Annotated in this window: 26 protein-coding genes, 3 tRNA genes and 1 pseudogene; 16 read left to right on the top strand and 14 right to left on the bottom strand. The window is 64.2% G+C overall.

From position 1 onward, the window contains the following. Positions 1-1,581, top strand: a complete 1,581-nt coding sequence (locus tag RE429_RS08590; protein ID WP_414473882.1) for an AAA family ATPase — start codon at positions 1-3, stop codon at positions 1,579-1,581. Between the two features lie 28 nt (positions 1,582-1,609). On the opposite strand, the gene RE429_RS08585 is transcribed toward RE429_RS08590, so the two are convergent. The 5 genes and pseudogenes from RE429_RS08585 to RE429_RS08565 all read right to left on the bottom strand — a co-directional run bounded on the left by RE429_RS08585 (position 1,610) and on the right by RE429_RS08565 (position 5,094). After that, entirely contained in the window at positions 1,610-2,836 is a 1,227-nt protein-coding gene (locus RE429_RS08585) for a CapA family protein (RefSeq protein ID WP_414473881.1), read from the bottom strand. A gap of 35 nt (positions 2,837-2,871) precedes the next feature. Further along, the gene (gene phoU, locus RE429_RS08580) at positions 2,872-3,591 is read right to left on the bottom strand and encodes a phosphate signaling complex protein PhoU (protein ID WP_414473880.1); all 720 of its coding nucleotides are present in this window, start codon (positions 3,589-3,591) and stop codon (positions 2,872-2,874) included. A gap of 23 nt (positions 3,592-3,614) precedes the next feature. After that, positions 3,615-3,758, bottom strand: a pseudogene (locus RE429_RS08575) (phosphate ABC transporter ATP-binding protein); the annotation flags it as partial. Between the two features lie 64 nt (positions 3,759-3,822). After that, complete coding sequence (locus tag RE429_RS08570; protein ID WP_414473879.1) at positions 3,823-4,251, bottom strand: Hsp20/alpha crystallin family protein; 429 nt, start codon at positions 4,249-4,251, stop codon at positions 3,823-3,825. A 276-nt stretch (positions 4,252-4,527) separates the two neighbouring features. After that, positions 4,528-5,094: a cold shock domain-containing protein gene (locus tag RE429_RS08565; RefSeq protein ID WP_414473878.1), complete on the bottom strand. Its 567-nt coding sequence runs from the start codon at positions 5,092-5,094 to the stop codon at positions 4,528-4,530. On the opposite strand from RE429_RS08565, the gene RE429_RS08560 reads away from it, so the two are divergent. Continuing rightward, a complete protein-coding gene (locus RE429_RS08560; protein ID WP_414473877.1) occupies positions 5,093-5,896 on the top strand; it encodes a dienelactone hydrolase family protein in 804 nt (267 codons plus the stop codon). The genes RE429_RS08565 and RE429_RS08560 overlap by 2 nt on opposite strands. 561 nt (positions 5,897-6,457) lie before the next feature. Here the strand turns inward: RE429_RS08560 and RE429_RS08555 are convergent. After that, positions 6,458-6,531 (bottom strand) — tRNA-Gly (locus RE429_RS08555). A 17-nt stretch (positions 6,532-6,548) separates the two neighbouring features. Then, positions 6,549-6,633, bottom strand: a tRNA-Tyr gene (locus tag RE429_RS08550). Positions 6,634-6,821: 188 nt separating this feature from the next. Here RE429_RS08550 and RE429_RS08545 point away from each other — a divergent pair. After that, a complete protein-coding gene (locus RE429_RS08545; protein WP_414473876.1) occupies positions 6,822-7,643 on the top strand; it encodes a TrmH family RNA methyltransferase in 822 nt (273 codons plus the stop codon). 241 nt (positions 7,644-7,884) lie between these two features. Further along, the gene (locus RE429_RS08540) at positions 7,885-9,594 is read left to right on the top strand and encodes an MFS transporter (RefSeq protein WP_414473875.1); all 1,710 of its coding nucleotides are present in this window, start codon (positions 7,885-7,887) and stop codon (positions 9,592-9,594) included. Positions 9,595-9,673: 79 nt separating this feature from the next. Here the strand turns inward: RE429_RS08540 and RE429_RS08535 are convergent, their stop codons facing one another. Then, entirely contained in the window at positions 9,674-9,988 is a 315-nt protein-coding gene (locus RE429_RS08535) for a hypothetical protein (RefSeq protein ID WP_414473874.1), read from the bottom strand. Between the two features lie 140 nt (positions 9,989-10,128). On the opposite strand from RE429_RS08535, the gene RE429_RS08530 reads away from it, so the two are divergent. From RE429_RS08530 to RE429_RS08515, 4 genes are all read left to right on the top strand, one after another. Next, positions 10,129-10,203 (top strand) — tRNA-Thr (locus tag RE429_RS08530). A 203-nt stretch (positions 10,204-10,406) separates the two neighbouring features. Then, positions 10,407-11,164, top strand: a protein-coding gene (locus RE429_RS08525; protein ID WP_414471476.1) for an IS5 family transposase whose coding sequence is annotated in 2 segments (ribosomal slippage) — positions 10,407-10,743 and positions 10,743-11,164 — 759 coding nt in all. Because the reading frame shifts where the segments join, the coding sequence is not laid out codon by codon here. 146 nt (positions 11,165-11,310) lie between these two features. Continuing rightward, positions 11,311-12,111 carry a TrmH family RNA methyltransferase gene (locus tag RE429_RS08520; RefSeq protein ID WP_414473873.1) on the top strand — a complete coding sequence of 267 codons (801 nt, stop codon included), beginning with the start codon at positions 11,311-11,313 and terminating at the stop codon, positions 12,109-12,111. A gap of 170 nt (positions 12,112-12,281) precedes the next feature. Then, on the top strand, positions 12,282-13,280 hold the full coding sequence (locus RE429_RS08515; RefSeq protein WP_414473872.1) for an MBL fold metallo-hydrolase: 999 nt from the start codon (positions 12,282-12,284) through the stop codon (positions 13,278-13,280). An 18-nt stretch (positions 13,281-13,298) separates the two neighbouring features. On the opposite strand, the gene cutA is transcribed toward RE429_RS08515, so the two are convergent. Then, positions 13,299-13,622, bottom strand: a complete 324-nt coding sequence (cutA, locus tag RE429_RS08510) for a divalent-cation tolerance protein CutA (RefSeq protein ID WP_414473871.1) — start codon at positions 13,620-13,622, stop codon at positions 13,299-13,301. 51 nt (positions 13,623-13,673) lie between these two features. Between cutA and RE429_RS08505 the strand changes: the two genes are divergently transcribed. From RE429_RS08505 to RE429_RS08490, 4 genes are read left to right on the top strand one after another with little or no spacing between them, the layout of a single operon-like run. Continuing rightward, positions 13,674-14,447 carry an NAD kinase gene (locus tag RE429_RS08505; RefSeq protein WP_414473870.1) on the top strand — a complete coding sequence of 258 codons (774 nt, stop codon included), beginning with the start codon at positions 13,674-13,676 and terminating at the stop codon, positions 14,445-14,447. A gap of 52 nt (positions 14,448-14,499) precedes the next feature. After that, positions 14,500-14,979, top strand: coding sequence for a MaoC family dehydratase (locus RE429_RS08500; protein ID WP_414474156.1), 480 nt, complete (start codon positions 14,500-14,502; stop codon positions 14,977-14,979). Further along, entirely contained in the window at positions 14,979-15,851 is an 873-nt protein-coding gene (locus RE429_RS08495; RefSeq protein WP_414473869.1) for an HpcH/HpaI aldolase/citrate lyase family protein, read from the top strand. Before RE429_RS08500 ends, RE429_RS08495 begins: the two co-directional genes overlap by 1 nt. A 27-nt stretch (positions 15,852-15,878) precedes the next feature. Beyond that, positions 15,879-16,460, top strand: a complete 582-nt coding sequence (locus RE429_RS08490; RefSeq protein WP_414473868.1) for a GNAT family N-acetyltransferase — start codon at positions 15,879-15,881, stop codon at positions 16,458-16,460. Here RE429_RS08490 and RE429_RS08485 read toward each other — a convergent pair. Next, a complete protein-coding gene (locus RE429_RS08485; protein WP_414473867.1) occupies positions 16,457-17,065 on the bottom strand; it encodes a flavin reductase family protein in 609 nt (202 codons plus the stop codon). The genes RE429_RS08490 and RE429_RS08485 overlap by 4 nt on opposite strands. Before the next feature lie 4 nt (positions 17,066-17,069). After that, positions 17,070-17,633, bottom strand: a complete 564-nt coding sequence (locus RE429_RS08480; RefSeq protein ID WP_414473866.1) for a nitroreductase — start codon at positions 17,631-17,633, stop codon at positions 17,070-17,072. A 283-nt stretch (positions 17,634-17,916) separates the two neighbouring features. Between RE429_RS08480 and RE429_RS08475 the strand changes: the two genes are divergently transcribed. The 3 genes from RE429_RS08475 (at position 17,917) to RE429_RS08465 (ending at position 22,814) form a co-directional block, all read left to right on the top strand. After that, positions 17,917-20,349, top strand: a complete 2,433-nt coding sequence (locus RE429_RS08475; protein WP_414473865.1) for a YfhO family protein — start codon at positions 17,917-17,919, stop codon at positions 20,347-20,349. Between the two features lie 26 nt (positions 20,350-20,375). Beyond that, positions 20,376-21,308, top strand: coding sequence for a hypothetical protein (locus RE429_RS08470; RefSeq protein ID WP_414474155.1), 933 nt, complete (start codon positions 20,376-20,378; stop codon positions 21,306-21,308). Positions 21,309-21,440: 132 nt separating this feature from the next. Then, positions 21,441-22,814: a CBS domain-containing protein gene (locus tag RE429_RS08465; protein WP_414473864.1), complete on the top strand. Its 1,374-nt coding sequence runs from the start codon at positions 21,441-21,443 to the stop codon at positions 22,812-22,814. Positions 22,815-22,879: 65 nt separating this feature from the next. On the opposite strand, the gene thrS is transcribed toward RE429_RS08465, so the two are convergent. The 3 genes from thrS to RE429_RS08450 all read right to left on the bottom strand — a co-directional run bounded on the left by thrS (position 22,880) and on the right by RE429_RS08450 (position 25,758). Next, positions 22,880-24,892, bottom strand: a complete 2,013-nt coding sequence (thrS, locus tag RE429_RS08460; protein ID WP_414474154.1) for a threonine--tRNA ligase — start codon at positions 24,890-24,892, stop codon at positions 22,880-22,882. 78 nt (positions 24,893-24,970) lie between these two features. Continuing rightward, positions 24,971-25,312, bottom strand: a complete 342-nt coding sequence (yidD, locus tag RE429_RS08455) for a membrane protein insertion efficiency factor YidD (protein WP_414473863.1) — start codon at positions 25,310-25,312, stop codon at positions 24,971-24,973. Further along, a complete protein-coding gene (locus tag RE429_RS08450) occupies positions 25,312-25,758 on the bottom strand; it encodes an iron-sulfur cluster assembly scaffold protein (protein WP_414473862.1) in 447 nt (148 codons plus the stop codon). The genes yidD and RE429_RS08450 overlap by 1 nt, the downstream gene beginning before the upstream one ends. A gap of 178 nt (positions 25,759-25,936) precedes the next feature. Here RE429_RS08450 and folE point away from each other — a divergent pair, with 178 nt between their 5' ends. Further along, positions 25,937-26,572, top strand: a complete 636-nt coding sequence (folE, locus tag RE429_RS08445) for a GTP cyclohydrolase I FolE (RefSeq protein ID WP_414473861.1) — start codon at positions 25,937-25,939, stop codon at positions 26,570-26,572. Positions 26,573-26,591 lie beyond the last annotated feature (19 nt).

Raw genomic sequence — 26,591 nt, 5'->3', positions numbered from 1 at the left:
ATGATCGTCGACGAACAAAACGAAACCGTCCAGTTTCTCAAGGGACTCCTCGGGGAGCGCTCGCCTGTCGAGGTCATGACGACCCATGCCTCGATGATCTTCCTGGCAGAGGGCAAAGCGTACAAATTGAAGCGGGCGGTTCGCTTTCCCTATCTCGACTACTCAACGGCGCAGCAAAGGTACACGGCATGCCTGGCGGAGTTTAGCCTCAACCATCGTGCAGCCCCGGAACTCTACATGGGCGTCCGTGCCGTCACCCGGGAGGCGGATGGGCGGCTCGCACTGGATGGCGCGGGAGCCTTGGTGGATGCCCTGGTTGAAATGCACCGGTTCGATCAGGAATGCCTGTTCGACCGCATGGCCCAGCAGGGCTCCCTCACGCCCGCAATCGTGAGCGACCTCGCCCACCGTATCGCCGCCTTCCACCGGGAAGCCCCTGCCAGCCTCGATCATGGCGGCGTCAGTGGCATGGCCGGCGTCCTCGACATCAACGAGCGATCCCTGCGCGCCACCAGGCTGGTTCCGGACGATATCGCGATTGCGTTCTCCCAAAAATTCCGGCGGATCCTCGAAACTCACTCGGACGTGCTTGAACGCCGCCGCCTGGCAGGTAGGGTCCGGCGCTGCCACGGCGACCTCATCCTTCGCAACATCTGCCTGTGGCGCGGCGTCCCGACCCTGTTCGATTGTCTCGAGTTCAACGACGACCTCGCCACGATCGACGTGCTGTACGATCTGGCGTTCCTGCTGATGGATCTGTGGCACCGGAACCAGCAGCAGTCGGCAAACACTTTGCTGAACCGCTACCTCGACGAGACGGATGAAACGGACGGGCTCGGGCTTGTCCCGTTCTTCATGGCCATCCGTGCGGCGGTTCGGGCCCATGTCACGGCAGCCCAAGCGGAGCATGCATCGCCGAACACGATCCCGAGCCTGCTTTCCGAGGCCCGGCAGTATTTCGATCTTGCCGGGTCGCTGCTGACACCTGTGCCGGCCGCCCTTGTCGCCATCGGGGGGTTGAGTGGGACTGGCAAGTCGACCATTGCCTCTCTTGTGGCCCCTCACCTGGGAGCAGTTCCCGGGGCCCGTATCCTGAACAGCGACCGCATCCGAAAGCAACGGTATGGAGTGCCGGTCCAGTCCCGGCTGCCGGAGAGTGCCTATCGTCCGGAATTGTCCGAGCAGGTCTATGCCACCGTGCGACAGGAGGCTGGACGTGCGTTGCACGTGGGTTCCGCCGTCATTGCCGATGCCGTCTTCGATCGCCCTTTGGAGCGCGAGAAGCTTGAGCAGCTTGCTGCCGGGAGCGGCATTCCCTTTACGGGCTACTGGCTCCAAGCCCCGATGGAAGTGCTGATATCGCGCGTCGAGGCCCGCCAGAAAGATCCGTCCGATGCGACAGCGGACGTCGTCCGCATGCAGGCCGGGTGCGATTGTGGGACAATCGATTGGATCCGCCTGGATGCCTCACAGGAGGCTGCCACCATCAAGGACGGCATTCTCCAGCGTCAGGGCATCGGCAGAACCACATCCCTGTCCCAGGACGCCCGGAGCTCACCGGAGGCGATGAAGCCCCCGTGACGAAAGCCCGCCTCTGTCTTGCCACGGTTCAGGACAGGATCAAGCGATCGCCCGGACCAAGGATGATTCTGCCGCCGAAGCGCCGGCACTCGCGGTCGAGCCTGCGCTGCAGCCACCCCGCATCCTCGTGCGTTGCACGGTTCAAGCGAAAGCGGCGGATTTGGAGCGGCGTCATTTCAAGGCTCATGAGATCGCCTGTAACCACGTTCATGCTCACAAAATACATCAGGCTGAGGTCGGCCCGGAACTCCTCGTAGCCGGCAATGCCTTCGTAGTCGTTGAGAAAGTCGCCGCAGCCGTAAAGGATCAGCCGGTTGTGGTAGCGCTCGATCGCAATCGGATGATGCGAGGAGTGGCCATACAGGATCGAGACGGCGGCTCGGTCGATCAGGGCGTGAGCGAACCGCCGGCGCTCATTGGGTATGTCATAGCCCCAGTTGGGTCCCCAGTGGATCGAAGCGATCACCAAGTCCTTCTCTCGCCTGACCGCCCTCACCTGCCGGGCGATCCGGTCGACCGTTCCATCGGACAAATCGGGCAGGAGGTTCACCCCGGGCCTGGTTGGCGTCGCGGCCCAGGCCGATGGCGTCCCGCTCGTCTTCATCGCATAGGACAACATGATGACGCGCACTGCCCCAGGAATATCCCAAACCGCAGGGGCCGTGGCCTCGGCCAGATTTCCGCCCGCTCCAGCAGCGGATATGCCCAGGTGCTTGAGAACCCGCAGGGTTTCGATCAGACCCGGCTCGCCCCAATCCAGAACGTGATTGTTGGCGAGGCCGCAGCAATCGACTCCGGCTGCGAGAAGGCAGCCGGCATTCTCCGGACTGACGCGATAGTTGATGCCTTTGGGCTCAAAGGTTTCACTACGCGTGATGGCGGTCTCGAGATTGATGAGGCGCAGATTCGGATTGACGCGCAGCCACTCGTTCAGGGCGTCGCCCCACACATAATCGAAATTGGCCGGCCTTGGGATTGGACCATGCCTGTCCTCCGCCAGTCGAACATAGCCAAGCGCGGAATCGACGTAACCTTCGTGAAGCTTCGGATCGCTCGGGAATGGCAGCACCTGATCGATGCCACGCCCGAGCATGACGTCCCCGCACAGGAAAATGGTGACGGTGCTTCCAGAAACTCGTTTCCCGCGGGCCGTGACTGCGCTGGACATGCCGTTCGTGCCGCGTGGAACAGGGCTTGCAGCAAGCGCCAGCAGCATCTGCATCACGCTCCTCCGGTTCGATCGCAGAGCGGACATCTTATGTCTGCGCTCATACCCTGCATGACAGACGGCTACGGGCCGCTGCTCGGCTCCACGGTCTCGAAATAGGAGCGGTCCTGTTTCGGCCGATCCCCAAGGCTCTCACCGGTCAGGAGATAGTGGACCGTCTCCGCGATGCTCGCGATATGGTCACCGATCCGTTCGATATTCTTGGCGCAAAAGAGCAGATGCGTTGACGACGCGATCTCCTGATGGTGCTCGATCATGGATTGGAGAACCTCCCGGAAGAATGCTGTGTAGAGTTCATCGATGGAGGCGTCGTTCCGCCAGATTTCCAGCGCCTCCACGTCATCCCGTCTCGCGTATGCGTCGAGGGCGTTCCCGAGCTGCGACAAGACCAAATCGCTCAAGTGCCGGATGTCGTCCTTGACCTTTCCGGCTGGAAGAGGAGCCCGGATGGCGGGGACCCGCTTCGCATTGTTCTTGGCGAGATCCCCAATACGCTCAAGGTCCCCTGCGAGCCGGATCGTCGAGATGATTTCGCGCAGGTCAATCGCCATCGGCTGCCGCCGCGCGATCAGCAGGACAGCCTGCTCTTCGAGATGCCTCCGCAGGCAATCGAGCCGAGGGTCGGCTACAATGACGGATTCCGCGAGCGCGATATCGCCCTGTGCCAGAGACGATACGGCGTCCTTCAACATCCCTTCCGCCTCCTTGCCCATGCCCAGAAGACTTTGGCGGAGGTTCTGCAAATCGATATCGTAGGATGTCACGATGTGGTGGTCCGTCATGGGGACCTCCTCCGGTTCCAATCTCAGCCCAAGCGGCCCGTGACGTCATCGCGGGTCCGTGGCTCGGTCGGGTTCCGAAAGTTGGCGTCGGTGGGCCCGAATTCGACGATTTTGCCCAGATGCATGAAGGCCGTGAATTGCGAAATCCGTGCCGCCTGCTGCAGGCTGCAGATTGCAGGTCACGGGAATGATCGGGAGGGCTTTGGGTGGAAGACCCTCCCGCTCGATAGCTTAGGCCGCCTTGACGTTGATTTTGGTTTCCGTCTTGGCTTCTTCCGTCTTTGGCAAGATCACGGCCAACACACCGTTCTTGAAGCTGGCCTCGATCTTGTCCGCATTGACGCCCTCGGGCAGGCGAATGGCGCGCTGGAACGAGCCGTAGCGCCGCTCGGTCATGAAGTAGTTCGCCTCCTTCCCCTCCTTTTCTTCCTTCTTCTCGCCCGAGATGACTAAGCTGCCGTTCGACAGCTTCACTTCGATATTTTTCTCGTCCATCCCGGGAAGCTCGGCTGTGACCTCGTACCGGTCAGGTTTCTCGACAAGATCAACCACCGGCGCGATGCCGCGCCCTCTGGTCCGCCAGAACGGCTCGATCTCGGACATGCTCCACCGGGCCGGGAAACCGAGGCCGCGTCCGAACTCGTCGAACAGACGCTCCATCTCCCGGCGCATCCGATCAAGCGAGGTCAGGCCCGTTTCAGCCGGTGCCGCTCGTTCTTCCTTCATTGGGAGCTTCGTTGTCTCAGGCATGTCAACATCTCCGATGTGGTCCCCAGCCTCTCATCTCAGGTTGGCTCAACCGAGCCTCCGGAACTTTGCGTTTGGTCAATTTCGGAGGAGCTTCGAGCAAATGCTGCCGACGTGCTCTGTTTCATCCGAGCGGACATCGGCGTCATGCCGAAAGTGGCCCAGAAGGGTGGGACATGATCGCCCACATCAGCGCAGCCCATGCTTACCGAGCAGCCTGATGGTGCTGGCCTGGGGGCCCTTGTCGCCCATTTCCTCGGCAAAGGTCACTCGAACACCCGGCTTCAGGTGCGCGAAAGCGTCGCCGAGCACGCTGTTCCGATGGAAGTAGATCTCGCGCCCGTCTCTCGTTTCGATAAAGCCGTAGCCTTCCTCAGGCTGCATGCGTGTCACGGTTCCAATCGGTTGGGATTCGTGGAATTTGATTTCGCCCTGCATGTTCCGCACAGCGTCCTGGAGCTGCCGCCGGGCTCTGCTAAAGGCGTCGTCGATCGCATATGCCGGATCCGCGAACCGCTCGTCCTCGTGCGGCGTGCGCTCCACGGCGACCTCACGCCCATCGGGCAGAACCAGATGGATATTGACCTCGTACTGCCCGCCTGTCTGATGACGCTGCCCGGGGCCTTTCATCACGACACGGCCGGTGATGATCCGGTCGCAAAACCTTTCGAGGCTGTCCATCTTCTGCTCGATCAGAGCACGCTGCTGCTGCGTCGGCTCGAAGCCTTGGAAGTCGAATTGAGCCGGGACCTGCATGACGACGCTCCTGCTTCGGAGAGACGGGGGAATTTGCCGGCAGCATGGACCGCCCTGCCGTCCCTGCATTGAGGAATGTCAAGAACCGTCGGTTCGGACAGACTATGGATGGGGCATGTCTCAGCCATACACCACGCACGACGTCAGCATCGGGTCGTTAGAACTCCCTGGCAGGCTGGTGCGGCCACCCGACTGCAACGGCCTGGTCGTGTTCGCCCATGGCAGCGGTTCAAGCCGCCTCAGCCCGCGCAACGCCCATGTGGCGATGCACTTGAACGATCATGGCTTTGCGACGCTCCTCTTCGACCTGCTGAGCGATCAGGAAGCCGAGGACCGCAGAAATGTCTTCGACATTCCGTTGCTGGGCAATCGGGTTCTCGAAGCCTTGCGCTGGGTGCGCCGCCAACCCGATTTGGCTGCGCTTCGGATCGGGATTTTTGGCGCGAGCACGGGCGCTGCGGCGGCTCTCGTCGCTGCGGCCGGCGCGACTGGCGATGTCCAGGCGGTTGTCTCCCGCGGCGGCCGCCCGGATTTGGCCGGCGAAGCTTTGAGAGATGTGGAGGCGCCCACTCTGCTGATCGTCGGTGGAAGGGATGACGACGTTCTTGAGCTTAACCGCGAGGCGCAAAGGCAGATGCGCTGCCTCACAAGACTCGTGGTCGTTCCAGGCGCAACACATCTCTTCGAGGAACCGGGAGCATTGGACGAGGCCGTCGCAGCTGCGGCCAACTGGTTCGCGAGGTATCTAACAGGGCAAGTGGACGATCCTGGGAAGCTCTCTCGAAGGTCGCCTCCAACTTGATCTTTCTCAGCGGAGCCTAGAGCCTTTTCCATGAAGTTCGGTTCATGGAAAAGGCTCCTGTTGTTTGAGAAAGACGCCTTTTCTTCGCAAAACCGGCATCCACTTTTGCGGAAAAGGCTCTAGTGCGCATGAAGTCGATATTCCATGTGGTTCGATTCCCTGTGGTTCGTGAGTCGACGAGCCGTGTTCGGCCCGTTGCAGCATATCGAGAGAGAGCCTCGATGAGGACCATCGTCCACGAGACGCGGGATAGGGCCGTGAATGCCCATGTTGCGATTGGCCCGATCGATCCGGCAGCCTGTCCGAAGGCGCGGCGGCTTTGACCGAACGCATCCGTTACGGCCAGCCCATCGTGCGGACCCGGTTTTCGCGAACGCGGCCCTTGGGGTCCGCTCAAACGATCCGATGCTCTAAAGCCAGACCGCATGAGCCGGCAGGCTCCGCTCGCTGCAAGATCCGGAGGCCATCCGGTTGCAACGAGGTTGCATCGCCCGCAACGGGCGCTCCGCCTAGCCCTGACGGCTGCCTCAGAAGGCCTTGATTTGGAAAGGAAAAAAGAAGTGGAGCGGGTGAAGGGAATCGAACCCTCGTATTCAGCTTGGAAGGCTGCTGCTCTACCATTGAGCTACACCCGCATGCACTGCCGGTTGGATGGTGGGGGAAGTAGGACTCGAACCTACGAAGGCATAGCCAGCGGATTTACAGTCCGCCCCCTTTGCCGCTCGGGACATTCCCCCTTGCCAACCCTGACGCAGCGCGCCGAGGTCTTCACCCGAAGCGTCCCACAGGGTGGGGCCGCTCGGTGGCGCTCTTATGGTGACCCGGATGCCCGGTGTCAACAGCAAAGAGCAATCTTTGTGAGAGAGATCGTGTCTGTGCTCGGCCTGTGGTATGGGCGTGCCTCCATCAGACGAGATCGAGACCCATGAGCGAGCGCCCCTTCCATTCCCGCAAGCCCCGTTTCCAGCGCCCGCATGGCAAGAAGCAGGGCCGCCGGGACGCCCAGAGCTGGCGGCCCGCGCATGAGATCGACACGACGATTCTGTACGGCTGGCATCCTGTCGTGGAGGCGCTGCGCAACAACCGGCGCACGATTCGCCGGCTTCTGGCCACCGAGAATTCGCTGCGCCGCCTGCAGGAGGAATTGGGAGCGCCCCTGCCCCTGGAGCCCGAAATGGTGCGCCCGGACGAGATCAACCGCCTTCTGGAGCCGGATGCGGTCCACCAGGGCCTCTATGCGGAGGCCGATCCCCTGCCCTCGCCGTCCGTGGATACCTTGAGCGGCCGGCGTGTGGTTCTCGCCCTCGATCAGATCACCGATCCCCACAACGTGGGCGCCATCGTCCGCACGGCGGCGGCGTTCGACGTGGAGGCCATCATCACGACCGCCCGCCACAGCCCGGCCGCCACCGGCGTGCTGGCCAAGTCCGCCTCCGGCGGCCTGGAGCATGTTCCGTTCATGATCGTGAAGAACCTGGGCGATACCCTGACGGCCCTGGGAGAACGCGGCTTCCAGCGAATCGGCCTCGATTCGGAGGGCGATGCCAATATCGACGAGCTCCAGCTCAGGTTGCCCCTGGTTCTCGTCCTCGGCTCGGAGGGGAAAGGCCTGCGCCAGAGAACCCGCGAATGCTGCGATGCGATCGGCCGGCTCGACATGCCCGGGGAGATCAAGAGCCTCAATGTCTCCAATGCCGCTGCCATCTCGCTTTTCGCCGTGACGAAAGCGGTTTCGAAGACCTCGTGATCCGCACCGGTAATTTACAAGTATCTGAAATAGCTATTCTTTCTATTGCGATTCGGAATTCTTAGACGGAAGTCGAAAATACGAATTGGCAATTGTGGAGAGTCGCGGCGGCGCTAGCCTCATCTTCCATGGGTTTCCTGGCCATCCACCATGGCCACGACGCCTCAGCTCAACCGAGCAGCCCTCGGCTTGATGCGACAGACCCGGACCACCGGGCTGATCAAAAATGGAAGGGAACGCTATGGCAACAGCAGCCACCACAGCGCGTTCGGCCGCCGCAAGCCGGCCGATGACGCGCGAGGAGCGGAAGGTGATTCTCGCCTCCTCGCTCGGTACCGTCTTCGAATGGTACGACTTCTATCTCTACGGATCTCTCGCCACCATCATCGGCGCGCAGTTCTTCTCCGCGTTCGACGTGACGACCCGTAACGTCTTCGCGCTCCTCGCCTTCGCGGCGGGATTCCTGGTGCGCCCCTTCGGGGCCATCGTGTTCGGCCGGATCGGCGACCTCGTCGGCCGCAAGTACACCTTTCTCGTCACCATTCTGATCATGGGCTGCTCGACCTTCCTCGTCGGCCTTTTGCCCAGCTACAGCCAGATCGGCTGGGTCGCGCCGGTGATCCTGATCGCGCTCCGCATGCTCCAGGGCCTCGCCCTCGGCGGCGAATACGGCGGCGCAGCCGTGTACGTGGCCGAGCATGCCCCCGTCGGACGTCGCGGCTTCTATACCAGCTTCATCCAGATCACGGCGACCTTCGGCCTCCTCCTCTCGCTCGTGGTCATTCTGCTGCTTCGCACCTGGATGGGCGAGAAGGGTTTCCAGACCGGTGAAGGCTTTGCCATCGCGGGCTGGCGCATTCCGTTCCTCCTCTCCGTCGTGCTTCTCGGCATCTCGGTCTGGATCCGGATGCAGATGCAGGAATCGCCGGCCTTCAAGAAGATGAAGGAGGAAGGCACCCAGTCGAAGGCTCCGCTGAAGGAGGCTTTCGGCCAGTGGCGCAACGTGAAGATGGTGCTCATCGCGCTCATCGGCCTTGCCATCGGCCAGGCCGTGGTGTGGTACACGGGCCAGTTCTACGCCCTGTTCTTCATCCAGAGCATCCTCAAGGTCGACCTGCTCACCTCGAACGTGCTCATCGCGTGGTCGCTGATCATCGGCACCGCGGGCTTCGTGATCTTCGGCGCCCTCTCGGACAAGATCGGCCGCAAGCCGGTCATCCTCGGCGGCTGCCTGCTCGCGGCGATCACCTACTTCCCGCTGTTCCACAGCCTCACCGGCGTCGTCAGCCCGAATCTCGAGCAGGCACTGGAGACCGCGAAGGTCCAGGTCGTGGCCGATCCCGCCTCCTGCGGCTCGGTGTTCGACCCGGTGGGCATTCGCAGCTTCTCCGCTCCCTGCGATGTCGCACGCGTGGCTCTCGCCCGCGCCGCCATCAAGTACGAGCTCGTTCCGGCTGCCGCCGGAACGCCCATGAAGGTGACCTTCAACGGCAAGGAAGCCCCCGTGGCCGCGGACGTTCCCGGCAGCATCGCGGCCTTCACGACCGCCGCCGCCGAGGTCGGGTATCCCAAGGCCGGCGACCCGAGCATCGTGAAGGTCGGCGGCTTCTTCGAGGCTCTCGGCAACACGCAGGCTCTCAAGGCGATCGGCATTCTCACCATCTTCGTGATCTACGTCACGATGGTGTACGGCCCGATCGCGGCGGCTCTGGTCGAATTCTTCCCGACCCGCATCCGCTACACCGCGATGTCGCTGCCCTACCACATCGCCAACGGATGGTTCGGCGGCCTGCTGCCTCCGACCGCCTTCGCGATGGTGGCGGCCACCGGCGATATCTATTACGGCCTGTGGTATCCGATCGTGATCGCCCTGGTGACCTTCGTGGTCGGCCTGCTCCTGGTGCCGGAAACGAAGGACCGCGACATCATGACCTACGAGGGCGCCCGGTAAGCGCGCCTGAACGGTTCAACAAGGGAAAGCCCCGCCTTGAGGCGGGGCTTTTCGCATCTGCCGTGGTCAGGCTCGGCAATCAGTAGCAGGTCGTGACCCGCCGCACGATCCAGCCTTCACCCTTGACGAAGAGCCGCTTGCGGGAGCGGTCGCAGGTCGAGGTGTCGGCCGGCCTCGCCTGGATGGAACCGGTCTCCTCTATATCCTTGGCGGCCACGGTCGCGCCTTTGGCCTTCACGGATTGAGCGACAGGGACCTCGCGTGACGCATGGGCGGCCTCCGCAGGCAGAGGCGCCAAGGCAATCCCGGCCGCAATCCCGAGAGCGACAGCGAATACAATCCTGCTCTCCAGAAGAGATTTCCCGCTTACCAGTGAAGCACTTAGACGTTTCACGGCACCGACTCCTTAGCCATCCTTTCCCAGACAATTCCATAATCCGGGGATGGTTGCGGTGCGCTGGAACACTTAATTTTTCCCGTGTGATGGAACTTGCGTCACGGGCAGGCTGCTGCTACCTCACGATCGACACCAGAGCCGGTGTAGCACAGCGGTAGTGCAGCGGTTTTGTAAACCGAAGGTCGGGAGTTCGATCCTCTCCACCGGCACCATTTTCCTTCCACGACACAGATGAACCGCGAAGGATCTGCCCGAACCTCGGCGGATCCGCTCCTTGCCCACATTCTCGTGCGCGCCGCGCGAGCGCATCGTGCGGACCCGGCGGGCCGCGCTAGGGCCAATCCACATTCAGGATTCACACGAGCGAAGAAAGCTGACTCACTGGGTTGCAGGTGGTTTGATTCGGAGCCGGACGATGGGTGTGAAGCGATACGAACTGAGCGAAGCCCAGTGGCGGCGCATCGCCCCCCTGCTGCCGGGCAAGGTGGGCGACCCCGGCCGCAGCGGGGCGGATAACCGCCTGTTCGTCAACGGCGTCTTGTGGGTGCTGCGCTCTGGAGCATTCTGGCAGCATCTGCCCGAGCGCTACGGCAAATGGAAGAGCGTCCACGCCCGCTTTACCCGCTGGACCAAGGCCGGGGTCTGGGAGCAGGTGTTTGCCGAGCTGATCAAGGATCGCGACAATCACTATCTCATGCTCGACACCACCCTGGTGCGCGTCCATCAGCAGGCCGCCGCCGGAAAAGGGGGGCCGCCACTCAGGCGCTGGGGCGTTCCCGCGGGGGTCTGACCACCAAGATCCACATGATCTGTGACGGCCTCGGCCGACCGCTGCGCTTCCTGCTGAGCGCCGGCCAGCGCCACGACTGCCTCGGCGCCAAGGCGCTGCTCGACGGCTTCCAGGCCCGGTCCGTCCTGGCCGATCGGGCCTATGACACCAACGAGCTGCGCCAGACCATCGCGGCGATGGGCGCCGAGGCGGTCATTCCCTCAAGCCGATCGCGCAAGCAGCCGATTGCCCATGACGCCACCGCCTACAAACTGCGCAATCGGATCGAACGCTGCTTCAACAAGCTCAAGCACTGCCGACGCTTTGCAACCCGGTACGACCGGCGCGCCTGCCACTTCCTCGCCTTCATCCACCTCGCCGCCATCATGCTCTGGCTGTGCTGAATGTGGATTCGTCCTAGCGAAAAGTGGATCCGGTTTTCCGCTCAAACGATGCGCTGCTCTAAGAAGTGAGCATCGGATTCAATCCCAAAAGTGGTTTCCACTTTTGGGTCCGATACTCTAGCGATACAGCATGGAAAGGACGACCGATGCCGATTGCCATTTCCGATCCGGACGATCCTCGGATCGAACCGTATCGCGCCGTGCGCGAGCGGGATCTGGTAGGGCGGGAGCACCGTTTCATCGCCGAGGGCGAGGTCGTCCTGCGCGTGCTGCTGAAACAGCGGCGCTTCGCGATCGAATCCCTGCTGCTCGCCGAAAACCGGCTCGAGAGCCTGGGCGATGCGATTGAGAGCCTGCACGAGGATGTGCCGGTCTATACGGCGGGCCGTCAGGTCATGGACGCCATCGTGGGCTTTCCGATTCATCGCGGGGTCCTGGCCGTCGCGCGCCGAAAACCGCTTCCCTCCATCGAGAATTTCCTGGCCGGGATGCCGCCCGACGCACTCGTCGTCGGCCTCGTCGGATTGGCCAATCACGACAATGTCGGGGGCATTTTCCGCAACGCCGCCGCCTTCGGGGCCCAGGGCGTTCTGCTCGATCCGGAAAGCTGCGATCCGCTTTACCGGAAGGCGATTCGCGTATCCGTCGGCGGCGCCCTGGTAGTGCCCTTCGCCCGTTCGGGCTCGGCCGATGCGATGGTGCGGGCCCTCCAATCGGCCTCCTTCGAAATTCTCGCCCTTTCTCCCTCCGGCAGGGAGATCCTCTCTCAGGTGAAGCCCTCGCGCCGGACGGCGCTGCTGCTGGGCGCTGAGGGCCCGGGCCTTCCGGCCGATCTCCTGGACCGGACGCGCACCGTCTCCATTCCGATGAGCGGCGGCTTCGATTCGCTGAACGTCGCCACCACGAGCGGCATCGCCCTGCATCATCTCACCTCCAGGCATCTCTGAGGGGCCTGGATCCACTCTCGGGGAGGCAGCAGGACCCTTTGGCAGGAATCCTTCGTAGGAATCCTTGGCAGAAACCCTTGCCCGCTCGCCGAGTTGTGAAGAACCGTTCTCTTGCCCTGAACCTTGGCCGTTCTACGCTTAAGGGGTCTCTGTCGAGAGGACCCCACTCCATGACCATCACGCGCCGCACCATTCTGGCCGGCACCGCTCTTGCCGCCGCTCCGATCGGAGGAACCATCGCCTTGGCCCAGACCAATACCGCCACGCCCGCCACGCCGCCCTCCACTCCCACGACGGGCCCGCGCCAGGCCCCCGGCTTTTATCGTTACAAGGTCGGCGACGTCGAAGTGACGGCCGTCAATGACGGCTTCGCGCAACGCCCACTCGAAGGCTTCGTCAAGAATGCGGAGCTCAAGGACGTTCAGGCCGCCATGCAGGAAGCGTTCCTGCCGGGCGATGCCCTGCCGATCACCTTCAATACCCTGGTCCTGAACCGGGGCGGACGGCTGACCCTGATCGACACGGGCAACGGCGACATGGGTGCGCCGACCTCCGGCCGGTGGATGGAGAACTTCCGCGCCGCGGGCTTCGACCCCTCCCAGGTCGACACGGTCGTGATCAGCCATTTCCACGGCGATCACATCAACGGCCTTCGTCTGAAGGACGGCACGGCGGTGTTCCCCAACGCCGAGGTGATGGTGCCCGAGCCGGAATGGGCGTTCTGGATGGACGATACCCGCATGAGCCAGGCCCCGGAGGGCATGAAGGGCGCCTTCCAGGGCGTGCGCCGGGTCTTCGGCCCCATCGCGGAAGACGTCAAACGCTACGGCATGGAGACGGAGATCGTCCCCGGCCTCACGAGCGTCGCCGCTCCGGGCCATACGCCGGGTCACACGGCCTATTATCTCTCGTCGGGCTCGGGCAAGCTGATGATCATGTCGGACATCACGAATCATCCGGCCCTGTTCGTGCGCCATCCGGATTGGTCCGCCGTCTTCGACATGGATGCGGAGCAGGCCCGCGCCACACGCCGCCGCATGCTCGACATGGCGGCCTCCGAGCGCGCGCAGGTCGCATTCTATCATGCCCCCTTCCCGTCGACCGGCCATATCGCCAAGGAAGGAAACGGCTACCGCTTCGTGCCGGTCCAGTGGAGCCCGGCCGTCTGATCCGCCGCGCGGGCGGCTTCAGCAGCCCGCCGTCTCGGCCAGAAGCCAGCCCAGGGTGGCCGCATCGGCCCCCGCAGGCTCGATGAAGAAGATGACCGGCGTCTCGTAGGGATGCCGGTCCTTCAGGGCCTCATGAACCCGATCCCGCAGGCCCGTGCGGGTCTTGAGGATCCCCACGGCCTCCTCTCCCCGCTCGACGGCGCCCTTCCAGGCGTAGATCGAGCGCATTCCCGGCAGCACGTTGATGCAGGCGATCAGGCCGTCGCGCACGAGGCTTTCCCCGATCGCGAGTCCGGTGTCCACATCCGGAAACGTCGTATAGACGAGAAGTGGGCGTTCCATGCTATGCCTGTGCCTCTTGGCCCTTTTCACGAGCAGCGAGGGTATCTGGGCATGGCCCGTCGTTTCAACAGGATTGCATTCGTGGCCAGCTCGGCACCGGAAGCGCAGAGCGCACTCGCGGCCTTGACGGGCAGCTACGAGAACGTCGCCCCCGAGGAGGCGGACGTGATCGTGGCTCTGGGCGGCGATGGGCTGATGCTCCAGACGCTCCACGCCACCATGGGCTCGTCCAAGCCGATCTACGGCATGAACAAGGGCACGGTCGGCTTCCTGATGAACGAGTTCCGGGAGGACGAGCTGTTCGAGCGCCTGGAGAATGCCGAGCGCAGCGTCGTTCACCCGCTTCTCATGGTGACCTGGGATGTGCACGGCGTGGCTCACACGGCCCGCGCCATCAACGAAGTCGCGATGTTCCGGCAGACCTACCAGGCTTCCAAGCTGCGCATCAGCATCGATGGCAAGGTGCGGATTCTGGAGCTCATCGCCGATGGCATTCTGGTCGCCACGCCGGCCGGATCGACAGCCTATAACCTCTCCGTGGGCGGCCCGATCCTGCCCCTGAACTCGCCCCTTCTCGCATTGACGCCGATCTCCGCATTCCGCCCGCGCCGCTGGCGCGGCGCTCTGCTGCCGGATTACGCCAAGATCGAGATCGAGGTTCTGGAGGCCGAAAACCGCCCGGTGAGCGCGGTGGCCGATCACACCGAATTCCGCAACGTCTCCCGTGTGCATGTCTCCATGGACCGGAGCGTCGATCTCGTGATGCTGCACGATCCCGGGCATAGTCTGGACGAGCGCATTCTGCGGGAGCAGTTCGGCTATTGATGTCGACGAGGCGTGATCACCCTGCCCTTTCCGGCCAGAAGAGGATGGCATGATGAACGATGAAAACAGGCACCCGCGCGGCGGCCTCTATTTCGAGGATTTCGTGATCGGCGCCATCATCAAGCACCGTCTGACCCGGACGGTGACGCAGATGGACAACATGCTGTTCTCCAACATGACCCTGAACCCGCAGCCGCTCCATATCGACGCGCATTTCTGCGCGACCGAAACGGAGTGGGGCCGACCGCTCATGAACTCCCTGTTCACGCTCGGATTGATGATCGGGATTTCCGTCAACGACACGACCGTGGGCACGACGATCGCCAATCTGGGCATGACGGACGTGAAATTTCCCGCCCCCCTCTTCGAGGGCGACACCGTCAGCGCGACGACCGAAATCGCCGACAAGCGCACGTCGAAATCGCGCCCGAATGCAGGAATCGTCGAGTTCATCCACCGCGCCTACAAGCAGGACGGCACTCTCGTGGCCGAATGCCGCCGTCAGGCCTTCATGCGCAGGAGGAGCGTCTGATGCGCTCGCTTCTCTTCGTTCCCGGCGACAGCTACAGAAAGCTCGGCAAGGCGCTCGGATCGGGCGCCGATGCCCTCCTGGTCGACCTTGAGGATTCCGTCGCCCTGGACGCCAAGGACGAGGCACGGCGCGTCACGGCCGCGTTCGTGGCGGAGCATCGATCGGATGTCCGCCGTCCGCGCCTCTACGTGCGCGTGAACGGCCTCACCACCGGCATGATCGACGCCGATCTCGATCACGTCATGAAGGCCGCGCCCGACGGCATCGTTCTGCCGAAAGCGGTCGGCGGCTCGGACGTGGCGCATCTCGGCGCGAAGCTCGCCGTGCGCGAGGCCGAGTTCGGGTTGGGCGACGGGGCGACCCGCATCCTCGCCATCGCCACGGAAAACGCCGCGGGCGTCTTCGCGCTCGGCACATTCGCCGGCGCGAGCCATCGCCTCATGGGGCTGACCTGGGGCGGAGAGGATTTGTCCGCCGACCTCGGAGCGGAAACCAATCGCGACGAAAGCGGCTCGTACACCGATCCCTACCGCCTCGCCCGCTCTCTGACCCTTTTCGGCGCGGCCGCCGCAGGCGTCGACGCGATCGATTCGGTCTTTACCAATTTCCGCGACATGGATGGCTTGGCCGAGGAATGCCGCGCCGCCCGCCGCGACGGTTTCGTGGCCAAGATGGCGATCCACCCGGCGCAGGTGCCTGTGATCAACGAGGCCTTCACGCCGTCGCCGGAAGCGGTGGCGCGCGCGCAGGCCGTGATCGACGCCTTCAGGGCCAATCCGGGCGCGGGCGTCGTCGGCGTCAACGGCGAAATGCTCGACCGCCCGCATCTCCTGCGCGCGGAGCGGCTGTTGAAGCGGGCCGGGACGGCCTAGAACCGGACAGTCCAGGAGAGATCAACAATGGATACGGGAACGGGTTTCGACGCGCAGCCGAGGCTCACCTCGCCTGTGCTGGAACTCAGGCCGCTGAGGCGGGACGACTTCGACGGGCTGTTTTCGGCAGCGGCCCATCCGGAGGTCTGGGCGGGCCATCCTGCGAAGGACCGCCATCGACGGGACGTCTTCGAAAAATACTTCGACTTCCTCATGGGGACGCGAAGCACGCTGGCCATCATCGATCGCCCATCCGGAAAGATCATCGGCTGCTCGCGCTACTACACGTCCCCGGACCGTCCGGACGCCATCGCGATCGGCTTCACCTTCCTGAACCATGCCTATTGGGGCGGTGACGTGAATTTCGAGCTGAAGCGCCTGATGCTCGACCACGCTTTCGGAACCTATCCCGAGGTGTGGTTTCACATCGGCCCCGACAACGTTCGTTCTCGGAAAGCGACGGCCAAGCTCGGCGCGGACTATGTTGCCGAGGCAACGTTGGACCTGTCCGGCACCGCTGCGCCCTATCTGTGCTTTCGCCTGACCCGGGATGCCTGGAGGCGCACGCTCGAAGCAAGGGGCGCCCCGAGCATCGATACGGAATCCTAACCTCCGGGCCGGGTCATCTGGAACTTCGTCTCCGGCGTCGCGACGAAATAGTCGCGATATCCCGCCCGGGTGATGGGACGCATGGCCGCCGTATCGACCAGTCCGTCCACGATGTAGCGGTCGTCGATATAGACCCCGACCACCTGGCCGATCACCATGAAGTAGGACGGCTCGCCCCCTCCGAGCGGCGCCAGCGGAACGGTCTGCAGCCACCTGCATTCGAGGGCGGCGGGGGCCTCGGCCACGCGCGGGGGCCGCACGAGACGGGAGGGCGCGGCGGTGAGCCCAGCATATTCCAGCTCGCTTTCCCCGCGCGGCAGAGCCTTCGAGGTCGCATTCACCTGCTCGCGCAGGTCGAAGGCCGCGAGATTGCAGACGAACTCCCCCGTCTCCTCGATGAAGGTGAGCGCATCCTTCCTTCCGGCCGACGAGAACATGACCATCGGCGGGCGCTCGGACACCGCGTTGAAGAAGGAATAGGGCGAGAGGTTGATCTCCCCCTTCCCGCTCATCGCCGTGATCCAGCCGACGGGGCGGGGCGAGACGATGGCCTTGAAGGGATCGTGCGGCAGGCCGTGGGCGTTGCCGGTGGTTTCGTAATGCATGCGCTTAGAACCGGGTTACGATGTCGGCGAGGTTCGGGCGATCGCGATCCGTGGGCTTTTCCTTGGCGGTGCCGATATGGACGTACCCGGCCATGCGCTCCGTGGGGGCGAGGCCCAGCGCGTCGAGCACCCGTCGGTCGAAGCAGGCCCAGCCCGACAGCCAGGATGCGCCATAGCCCAGCGCCGTCGCCGCGTTCAGGAGATTCATGCACACGGCGCCGGCGGAGAGAACCTGCTCCCATTCGGGGATCTTCACATGAGGCGCGGCCCGGGACACGACCCCGACCACGAGCGGCGCCTTGGCGAACCTCTCCCGCTCGGCGGCGATCTTCTCCGGGTCGGCGTCCGGATTGTCGGCCAGAAAGGCCTGCGCGAGAAGGTCGCCCATCCGCTGCCGGGCATCCCCTTCGATCAGGATGAAGCGCCAGGGCACCAGCTTGCCATGGTCCGGCACCCGCGCCGCCGCCGTCAGCATGGCCTCGATCTCCTGAGCGCTCGGCCCCGGCTCCCCCAGCCAGCGCGGCGGGACGGATCGGCGGCTCAACAGACGGGAAAGGCTTTCATTCATGGGATCTTCATCCAAGCTGAATATTGTGGAACAATGCTCGCGAATGTCCGTGAAGGATAGGGCGGACGGTGTGGGCCTGCCTTGGTCTCGCCGTCTTGCTGCTGTTGAGAACACGGGCGTTCCAGGACGCGATCCGTTGCAAAGCCAACAATCGGCAACGGATGTATAGGGGGAGTGCGACGATACGCCAAGCCGGTTTCCGTCCTGCGGCAGCTCAGGAAAGCTGGCTGAGGATGGAACTGCCGCCGACGCGCAGCGCCGCTTGTAAAACATGCAGACATCCGTGCCCGGATCTCACACTTCCATACCGACCCTGGAATGGTCCAGGCGCCAGACCGTTCTGGCCCTCGGTCTCATTCTCGCGGTCTGGGCCCTGGCGGCCGCCGTCTGGCCCCTGACCGGCTCCGTCGTTCCCTGGGATTCCAAGAACCAGTTCTACCCGACCCTGCGCTATCTCGGAGCCGCGCTCTCCAACGGCGAACTGCCTCTCTGGAATCCATACCATTTTGGCGGCCACCCCTCGGCGGCCGATCCTCAATCGCTGCTGTTCACCCCGACCATGCTGCTGTTCGGATGGCTCGTGCCGGAGCCCTCCATGGAGCTGTTCGACCTCGTGGTCTTCGCCCATTTCCTTCCCGGCGCCCTGGCCTTCATTCCTCTTTTCCGGCGGCGCGGATGGCATTGGTCCGGCGCCGTGGTGGCAGCCATCGTGTTCATGCTCGGCGGCTCGGCCAGCGCCCGGCTGCAGCATACGGGCATCATCCTCAGCTACGGCTATTTTCCCCTGGCTCTCTGGCTTCTCGAAGAGGCCATGGACCGGCGCTCCTATCGCTTCGGCGTACTCTTCGCCGTCTCGGCGACCCTGATGGTGATCGGACGCGATCAGGTGGCCTTCCTCTGCGCCCTGACCCTGATCGGAGTGGCCGTCCATCGGATCTGGTCGGCCCCCCGCCGGCTCGCCTATCTGCGCTCGCGCTTCGGCCTCCTTCTCGTCATGGGCCTGATCGGCGCCGCGCTTCTGGCGGTTCCGGTCATCCTGACCATGCAGTTTCTCGCCACCTCGACGAGGCCTTCCTTCGGCTTCGGCGTCGCCGCCATGGGGTCGCTGCCTCCGGTGAGCCTGGCGACGATCCTGTTCGGCAACATTTTCGGCTCCCTGCGCTGGACCTACGATTACTGGGGACCGGACTGGCACAGCCTGGCCGAAGGGACCTGGACGGACAGGGCGACGAACTATCTCTTCATCGGCACGATCCCGGCCCTGTTCCTTCTGTGGCACGGCATCGCGGGCGGCAGGCTCTTCGCCCGGGAGTTCCGCTTCTTCCTGATCCTGGGCCTGCTGGCGCTGTTCTACGCGCTCGGCCGCTACACTCCCGGCTTCGAGGTGATCTTCGATCATCTGCCGGGCGTGAATCTCTATCGCCGTCCGGCCGACGCCACCTTCCTCATCAATATCGTGCTCGCCTTCTCGTCGGGCTACCTCGTCCATCGCTACGCGGCCGAGGGCATGCCGAGCTGGAGCAACGCCGTCCTCGGACAGGGCCGCATCGCGCTGACGGCTCTGGCCTTCGCACTGGTGATGGCCGCCATCGCCAGCGGCATCGCCTTTTCCATCGAGGGCGGCCATGTTCTCTCGTCCCTGACCGAGGCGGGAGGCGGGCTGCTCGCGGCGGCGCTCGTCATGGCCCTCGTGGCGAGGTTCGGACGCAGCCCATACCGTCGGGAAGCCCTGGTGCTCGCTCTCGTCGTTCTGACGGGCGCGGAACTGGTCGGCCGTCATGCCGCCTCGGCGCTCAATGCCGAGCCCGCGGAGCGGTACACGGTCTTCGCCAAGCTGCCGCCGGAACAGCTTCAGGGATTGCAGATCCTCAAGCGCGAACTGACGGAGCGACACAACGAGGGCGAGTATCCGCGCGTGGAAATTCTCGGGCTGGCGGGCTCCTGGCAGAACGCCTCCATGGTGCTCGAGATCGAGGACATCATCGGCTACAACCCCTTGCGCCTCGCCGATTACGAGCGGGCCATCGGCCCCGGGGAGAATGCCGAGGATCCGAACCTGCGCCAGTTCCCCGCCTCGTTCCGAGGCTATGAATGCGAGCTGGCGGGCCTGCTCGGGCTCGATTACCTCGTCCTGGACCGCCCGGTCCAGAAGCTGCCCCGCCACTTCCCCCACCTGGCGGACGCGGAGGTTGTCTACGGAACGGGCAAGATGTGGATCTACCGCCTCAACACCAACGGCCGGCGCGCCTATGTGGCCCATCATGTCCAGGCCGTGGACTCGGAAGAGTTCATCGGGGCCGACGAATTGCCCGATTTCGATCGCGAGACGGAAGTCCTGATCGACCAGGCGAGCATGCGGCTGCTCAAGGCCCATTATGCTCCGGTCCGTCCCGGAGCCGACAAGCCCGTGGACAAGGTCAAGATCGTCAGCTACCGGCGCAACTCGGTAACGCTCGAGGTCGAGAGCCAGGAGCACGGCGTGCTCGTGCTGCACGACATCTACTATCCGGGCTGGGAAGCGCGCGTCGACGGCGAGCGCCGCCCGGTGCTGCGCGCCAATCTGCTGTTCCGAGGCGTGGAAGTCCCGGCCGGGACGCACCGCGTGGAATTCTCCTTCCGCCCCCTCTCCATCGAGAATTTGGTTGCCGCGGCTTCCGATCTCGTGGAAACCGAGCAAGCGCCGATCCAGACCGCCATCGCGGCTCCCGTGCGATAGCGGGATTTTTTGAACCTTTTTCGATGATGACGTTCCTGAACTCCCGCCTCTCCTTTGCGAGCCTTCTGATGGGGCTGACGGTTTCGGCCGCCTCGGCTCAAACCTTGCCCCAGCCCCAAACCTTGCCGCAGCCGTTCGGGCCTGCCGTTCCCGGCGTGCCCTCTCTCTCCCAGAGCCCTCCCCCTTCGGTCGTGGGCAAGCAGGTCGCGGTCAATACGCGGGCGGTCTTTTCCGAGACCAACGAGCCGATCCGCTCGGGTCTCGTCTGGCGTGTCTTCGAGGACCGGGGCGATACCTCCCAGCCGAGCATCGTCGCCCGCTCCAACAGTCCCGTGCCGAGCTTTACCCTGTCCCCGGGCAACTACATCGTCCATGTAACCTACGGCTTCGCCAGCGCCTCCAAGCACATCAGCGTGCAGGCCGGCAATCTGAACGAGCGCCTCGTGGTCAGCGCGGGAGCGCTCAAGCTGAAGGGCGCGGTCGGCGACACCCCGATCCCGGCCAGCCGCGTGACCTTCTCGGTCTATGTGCCGGAGGCTCAGAACTCCGAGGGCCGCCTCGTGATCGCCAATGCCAAGCCCGACGAGGTGATCCGCCTGCCCGAGGGCACCTATCACGTGGTGTCGACCTATGGGGACGCCAACGCCATCATGCGCAGCGACCTGAAGGTGGAAACCGGAAAGGTGACGGAAGCGACCCTCAATCACCGCGCCGCCACTGTGACGCTCAAGCTCGTGGCGTCCGAAGGGGGTGAGGCATTCGCGGGAACGGCGTTCAGCGTTCTGACCCCGGGCGGCGACGTCATCCGGGAGGCCATCGGCGCATTCCCTTCCGTCACTTTGGCGGAAGGCGAATACGTTCTGATCGCCCGCCATGAAGGCAAGGTCTACACGAAGGACTTCAAGGTCGAGAGCGGGCTCGACCGGGACATCGAAGTCCTCGTCACCGACAATCCCTGAACCTTTTTCACCCTCGCCGCATTGACCGGACACCAATTCGGTCGCGCCGGGCCTGCGCCCGCACCTCCCGTGCACCGTGGATTCCATTCCCGGATCCGGCGCCGTGGCGTGACCCTGCGAGGGATGAAGCTCATGAGAATTTCAGACATCATGACCCGCAACGTGCGCGTGGTCTCGCCCGACAGAACCGTCCAGGAAGCCGCCCGGCTGATGGACGAGATGAATGTCGGCGTGCTGCCCGTCTGCGACGGGCGCCGCCTGCGCGGCATGATCACGGACAGGGACATCACCGTCCGCGCGACGGCGGCGGGTCTTCCGCCCGATACGACACACGTGCGCGACGTCATGTCGGATAACGTCTGGTGGTGCTTCGACGACGACGATGTCGGCCACATCGTGCAGTTAATGAGCGAGCACCAGATCCGCCGCCTGCCCGTCGTCGATCACGACAAGCACCTCGTCGGCATCGTCGCGCTGGGCGACCTCGCAACCGACAGCGAGGGCGACGCCTCCCGCGCCCTGAACCGCATCTCCACCCCGTCCGAACCCGACCGCACGGGCACGCCGACCTCGGCCCGCGCCGATCAGACCCGCCAGGGCGGCAGGGCGCGATTGAGCAGCGACGAGCGGCGGGAGCTCGATCGACGTCTGAGGCGCGGGGACGACGACTGGCGCCACCGTCCTCACGATTATCATGAAGGCGCACCCCGATATCCGGAGCGCGACAGACGGCGCGGCGGCGTCGAATTCCGGTACCGCGACGAAGACGATGTGCGCGCCGCCTTCGGCAGCTTCGGCTATCCCGGCGAGGAGGCCATGCGCGATGCGCGGATGCGCGGCGGCTTCGGCGGCGAGGGCTATCAGAACTACGGCGACGAATATGCGGGTCGCGGCTCCGCAGGGCGCGGCTATCATCCGAAGCGCTACGGCGCCTCCACCATCACGGGCGAGCGCGCACGTCCCGGCGACGACAGCAGCGAGCAGGACCGCCTCATGCAGGATCGCGAACGCACATGGAGCCTCGTGAACGAGCGGCGCGACCACAGCAATTACGGCGTCGGCCCCGGCAACACGCGTTTCGACAACGACGCCACCGCGAGCCGGGGCGAGGTGCGCCGCGAGGACCATCGCGGGCGCGGACCCCGCAACTACCAGCGCTCGGATGACCGCATCCGCGAGGACGTGAACGAGCGCCTCGGCGACGATGCGCGCCTCGACGCATCGGAAATCGAGGTCATGGTGCAGAACCGGGAGGTGACCCTCACCGGCACCGTGCGTGACCGGAACGAGAAGCGCTGGGCGGAGGACATCGCCGAATCCGTCTCGGGCGTCACGCATGTGCAGAACAACCTGCGCGCCGGCCAGAGGCAGGGCGAGCACAGGACGGGCACGGAAGCGGGCGATGCCGTCTCGATGAGCGGCAATCCCGGCAGCGGCACGGCGGGAACGACGGCCGGCACGGCTCCCGGCGGACGCAAGAGCGGACGCCAGCGGCAGACGACGTGACCCCGGGGCATGAAAAAGGCGGCGCTTCCTGTCGGAAGCGCCGCCTTCGCTTGTCCTAATCGACCTTATGCCACGGTGCGCGCGACCACGTGATGGCCATCGAGGGTGGCGTGCGCATCGGGCTCCGCGACGGCCTGCGCGGCCCGTCTGAGGTCGGGCGTGATCGCCTCCATGGCGAGCGCTCTCAAGGCATCATCAAGCGCCATGGTCTGCTGATTGGGGCTGCCGAGCCGGCGGATCGACACCGTGCGCTCGGCGGCCTCCTTCTTGCCGACCACGAGAAGCACCGGCACCTTCACCAGCGAATGCTCGCGGACCTTGTAGTTGATCTTCTCGTTGCGAAGGTCGGGCTCGACCCGCAGGCCCATGGCCTCCGCCGCCTGGACCACTTCCATGGCGTACTCGTCGCCCTCGGACGTGATGGTGGCGACGACCGCCTGCACGGGTGCGAGCCAGAGCGGGAAGTGACCGGCGAAGTGCTCGATCAGGATGCCGGTGAAGCGCTCCATGGAGCCGCAGATCGCGCGATGCACCATGACGGGCGTCTTCTTCTGGCCGTCCGCATCGACATAGAACGCGCCGAACCGCTCCGGCAGGTTGAAGTCGACCTGCGTGGTGCCGCATTGCCAGTCGCGGCCGATGGCGTCGCGCAGCACATACTCGAATTTGGGTCCGTAGAAGGCGCCTTCGCCCGGGTTGATCGCGGTCTTGATGCGTCCGCCCGACTGCTCCTCGATCTGCTTCAGAACGCGGGTCATCACCTCCTCGGCGTGATCCCACATCTCGTCGGTGCCGACGCGCTTCTCAGGGCGCGTCGAGAGCTTCACGACGATCTCGTCGAAGCCGAAATCGGCATAGGTCGAGAGAATCAGGTCGTTGATCTTCAGGCACTCGGCCGCGAGCTGATCCTCCGTGCAGAAGATGTGCGCATCGTCCTGCGTGAAGCCGCGCACCCGCATGAGGCCGTGGAGCGCGCCCGACGGCTCGTAGCGGTGCACGTTGCCGAACTCGGCGAGGCGCAGCGGCAGATCGCGGTAGGACTTCAGTCCGTGCTTGAAGATCTGCACGTGGCCCGGGCAGTTCATCGGCTTGATCGCGAAGACGCGGTCGTCCTCGGTCTGCGTGGCGAACATGTTCTCGCGATACCAGCCCCAGTGCCCGGAGGTCTCCCACAGGGCCTTGTCGAGGATCTGCGGCGCGTTGACCTCCTTGTATTCGCCCTTCAGGCGGCGGCGCATGTAGGAGATCAGCTCCTGGAACACCGTCCAGCCCTTCGGGTGCCAGAAGACGACGCCCGGCCCCTCCTCCTGGAAGTGGAACAGGTCCATCTCGCGGCCCAGGCGGCGGTGATCGCGCTTCTCGGCCTCCTCGAGCTGCCGGATGTAGTTGTCGAGGTCTTCCTGATTCACCCAGGCGGTCGCGTAGATGCGGGTGAGCATCGCGTTGTTCGAATCGCCGCGCCAATAGGCGCCGGCCACCTTCATGAGCTTGAAGGCGTTGCCGATCTTGCCCGTCGAGGTCATGTGCGGACCGCGGCAGAGATCGAACCAGTCGCCCTGGAAGTAGATCTTGAGGTCCTGCCCTTCCGGGATCGCGTCGACGAGCTCGACCTTGTAGGCCTCGCCCTTCTCCTTGAAGATCTGCTTGGCCTTGTCGCGGCTCCAGACCTCCTTCGTGAAGGGTTTGTCGCGCGCGATGATCTCGCGCATCTTCGCCTCGATGGCTGGGAAATCCTCCGGCGTGAACGGCTCGTTGCGGGCGAAATCGTAGTAGAACCCGTTCTCGATCACGGGACCGATGGTCACCTGCGTTCCCGGGAAGAGCTCCTGCACGGCCTCCGCGAGCACGTGCGCGCAATCATGCCGGATCAGCTCGAGCGAACGGGGATCCTCGCGATTGAGGAATTCGATCCTGGCGTCCTTGGCGATCGGATCGGCGAGATCCGTCACGACGCCGTCGAGAGCCATCGCGACGGTGCGCTTGGCGAGCGACTTGGCAATGCCCTCCACGATCTCTCGGCCGGTGATGCCGGGGGCATATTGGCGCTGCGCGCCATCGGGAAATGTCAGGGTGATCATCGTCACGTTATCTCCTGGCTCACTCCTGCCAACGGAGCAGGTAAGCGGGGGCCGACGGATTGTTGGACAGGGGCGGGGTCAGTCGCCGTCAGGTTCGGCTGACTCGCAGGTGATCGCAGAGGGATTTTCCGGAGCGTTCACGCCCCGCCAGCGACCATAGGTCCACGGCTTATACCAGCCGGAGCCTTCGGGCAATGTTTCGGGAACATTGTCGATGCCGCGGGTGCCGAAGGGACCGCAGCGGCAGATTCGGGCGAAACCCATCCAGCCTCCGGCCCAGAAGCCGTGCCGCTGGATCGCCTCGTCGGTATATTCCGAGCACGACGGCAGATGGCGGCACTGACGGCCGACGAAGCCCGAGAGGCTGAGCTGGTAGCCCCGGATCGCCCAATGAGCCGCCTGCTGAACGGGATTCGGCATCAATCGCCGCTCCGGGAACGACGCGCCTCGATCCGGTCGAGCGCATCGACCACCGCGTCGAAGGTGAGAAGAATCGACGCATGGCGGGCCTTGTAGTCGCGCAGGGGCTCGAGGACCTTCAGGTCCTCCCACTTGCCCTGCGGCGTCTCGCCGCCGGCCTTGAGGAGGCGGGTGGCCGTCTCCCGCACGTGCCGCAGCTCGTCGGCGGTCGAGCCGATCACATGCCGCCCCATGATGGCGGAGGACGCCTGGCCGAGCGCACAGGCCTTCACGTCGTGGGCGAAGGCCGTTACGACATCGCCATCGAGCTTCAGATCGACGGTCACGGTCGAGCCGCAGAGCCTGGAATGAGCCGTCGCCGACCCATCCGGCTCGGGCAGCCGCCCGAGAAATGGAATATTGGCCGCAAGCTCCAGGATGCGGCGGCTATAGATATCGTTCAGCATTCCGGTCTATTGAGTTCGTCATGGGAATGTGCTCCGCTCTCTCCTGTCTACCTATATAGAGACCATGACCGAACTCCGCGATAGGGCTGCGTGTTGGCTCCAGGACGGAAGACGGAAATGGAAACGCCGGAAGCACTCTCCGCTTCCATAAAGTTCTAGAGTGAGAAAGAGGCTCCACGTGAGTGATGTGGTTAAGTCCTTGTCCCCGCGTCTGAATCCAGCCGCCGACAAGCCCAAGGAACGGCCTACCCGCGAGGAGGCCGAAGCGGCTGTTCGCACCCTGATCCGGTGGGCTGGAGACGATCCGCAGCGGGAAGGTCTCCTCGAGACCCCCAAACGCGTCGCGAAGGCATTCAAGGAATTCTACGCGGGCTACGACGACGATCCCAAGGATGTCCTGAACAAGATCTTCGCCGAGGTCGAAGGCTACGACGATATCGTGCTCGTGCGCGACATTCCCTTCTACTCGCATTGCGAGCACCACATGGTACCGTTCTACGGCATGGCGCATATTGCCTATTACCCCACCAAGGGTGTGGTGGGCCTGTCCAAGCTCGCGCGCCTCGTCGAGGTCTATGCCCGTCGCCTCCAGACCCAGGAAACCATGACGTCGCAGATCGCGACCGCCATGGAGCAGGCCCTCGAGCCGCGTGGCGTGGCTGTGATGATCGAGGCCGAGCATATGTGCATGTCCATGCGCGGTGTGCAGAAGGCCGGGGCCATGACGCTCACGACGCAGTTCACGGGCGCCTTCAAGAACGATCCCGCAGAGCAGGTCCGCTTCCTCACGCTCGTGCGGCACGGTAAGGCTTGAGGCAACTCCTCAGCCCTAA

The organism is Microvirga sp. M2, assembly GCF_047497095.1.
Classification (GTDB): domain Bacteria; phylum Pseudomonadota; class Alphaproteobacteria; order Rhizobiales; family Beijerinckiaceae; genus Microvirga.
The sequence above is the reverse complement of the archived record's forward strand: the minus strand, read 5'-3'. Positions and strand labels throughout refer to the sequence as shown.

Coding starts and splice junctions, on each gene's coding strand:
- thrS (WP_414474154.1), bottom strand. CDS start 24,892: ATGATCACCCTGACATTTCCCGATGGCGCGCAGCGCCAATATGCCCCC.
- cutA (WP_414473871.1), bottom strand. CDS start 13,622: ATGGAACGCCCACTTCTCGTCTATACGACGTTTCCGGATGTGGACACC.
- RE429_RS08470 (WP_414474155.1), top strand. CDS start 20,376: ATGACGTTCCTGAACTCCCGCCTCTCCTTTGCGAGCCTTCTGATGGGG.
- yidD (WP_414473863.1), bottom strand. CDS start 25,312: ATGCCGAATCCCGTTCAGCAGGCGGCTCATTGGGCGATCCGGGGCTAC.
- RE429_RS08560 (WP_414473877.1), top strand. CDS start 5,093: ATGACGACGCTCCTGCTTCGGAGAGACGGGGGAATTTGCCGGCAGCAT.
- RE429_RS08540 (WP_414473875.1), top strand. CDS start 7,885: ATGGCAACAGCAGCCACCACAGCGCGTTCGGCCGCCGCAAGCCGGCCG.
- RE429_RS08515 (WP_414473872.1), top strand. CDS start 12,282: ATGACCATCACGCGCCGCACCATTCTGGCCGGCACCGCTCTTGCCGCC.
- RE429_RS08520 (WP_414473873.1), top strand. CDS start 11,311: ATGCCGATTGCCATTTCCGATCCGGACGATCCTCGGATCGAACCGTAT.
- RE429_RS08490 (WP_414473868.1), top strand. CDS start 15,879: ATGGATACGGGAACGGGTTTCGACGCGCAGCCGAGGCTCACCTCGCCT.
- RE429_RS08570 (WP_414473879.1), bottom strand. CDS start 4,251: ATGGAGCGTCTGTTCGACGAGTTCGGACGCGGCCTCGGTTTCCCGGCC.
- RE429_RS08565 (WP_414473878.1), bottom strand. CDS start 5,094: ATGCAGGTCCCGGCTCAATTCGACTTCCAAGGCTTCGAGCCGACGCAG.
- RE429_RS08465 (WP_414473864.1), top strand. CDS start 21,441: ATGAGAATTTCAGACATCATGACCCGCAACGTGCGCGTGGTCTCGCCC.
- RE429_RS08495 (WP_414473869.1), top strand. CDS start 14,979: ATGCGCTCGCTTCTCTTCGTTCCCGGCGACAGCTACAGAAAGCTCGGC.
- RE429_RS08480 (WP_414473866.1), bottom strand. CDS start 17,633: ATGAATGAAAGCCTTTCCCGTCTGTTGAGCCGCCGATCCGTCCCGCCG.
- phoU (WP_414473880.1), bottom strand. CDS start 3,591: ATGACGGACCACCACATCGTGACATCCTACGATATCGATTTGCAGAAC.
- RE429_RS08585 (WP_414473881.1), bottom strand. CDS start 2,836: ATGTCCGCTCTGCGATCGAACCGGAGGAGCGTGATGCAGATGCTGCTG.
- RE429_RS08485 (WP_414473867.1), bottom strand. CDS start 17,065: ATGCATTACGAAACCACCGGCAACGCCCACGGCCTGCCGCACGATCCC.
- RE429_RS08590 (WP_414473882.1), top strand. CDS start 1: ATGATCGTCGACGAACAAAACGAAACCGTCCAGTTTCTCAAGGGACTC.
- RE429_RS08505 (WP_414473870.1), top strand. CDS start 13,674: ATGGCCCGTCGTTTCAACAGGATTGCATTCGTGGCCAGCTCGGCACCG.
- RE429_RS08545 (WP_414473876.1), top strand. CDS start 6,822: ATGAGCGAGCGCCCCTTCCATTCCCGCAAGCCCCGTTTCCAGCGCCCG.
- RE429_RS08500 (WP_414474156.1), top strand. CDS start 14,500: ATGAACGATGAAAACAGGCACCCGCGCGGCGGCCTCTATTTCGAGGAT.
- RE429_RS08450 (WP_414473862.1), bottom strand. CDS start 25,758: ATGCTGAACGATATCTATAGCCGCCGCATCCTGGAGCTTGCGGCCAAT.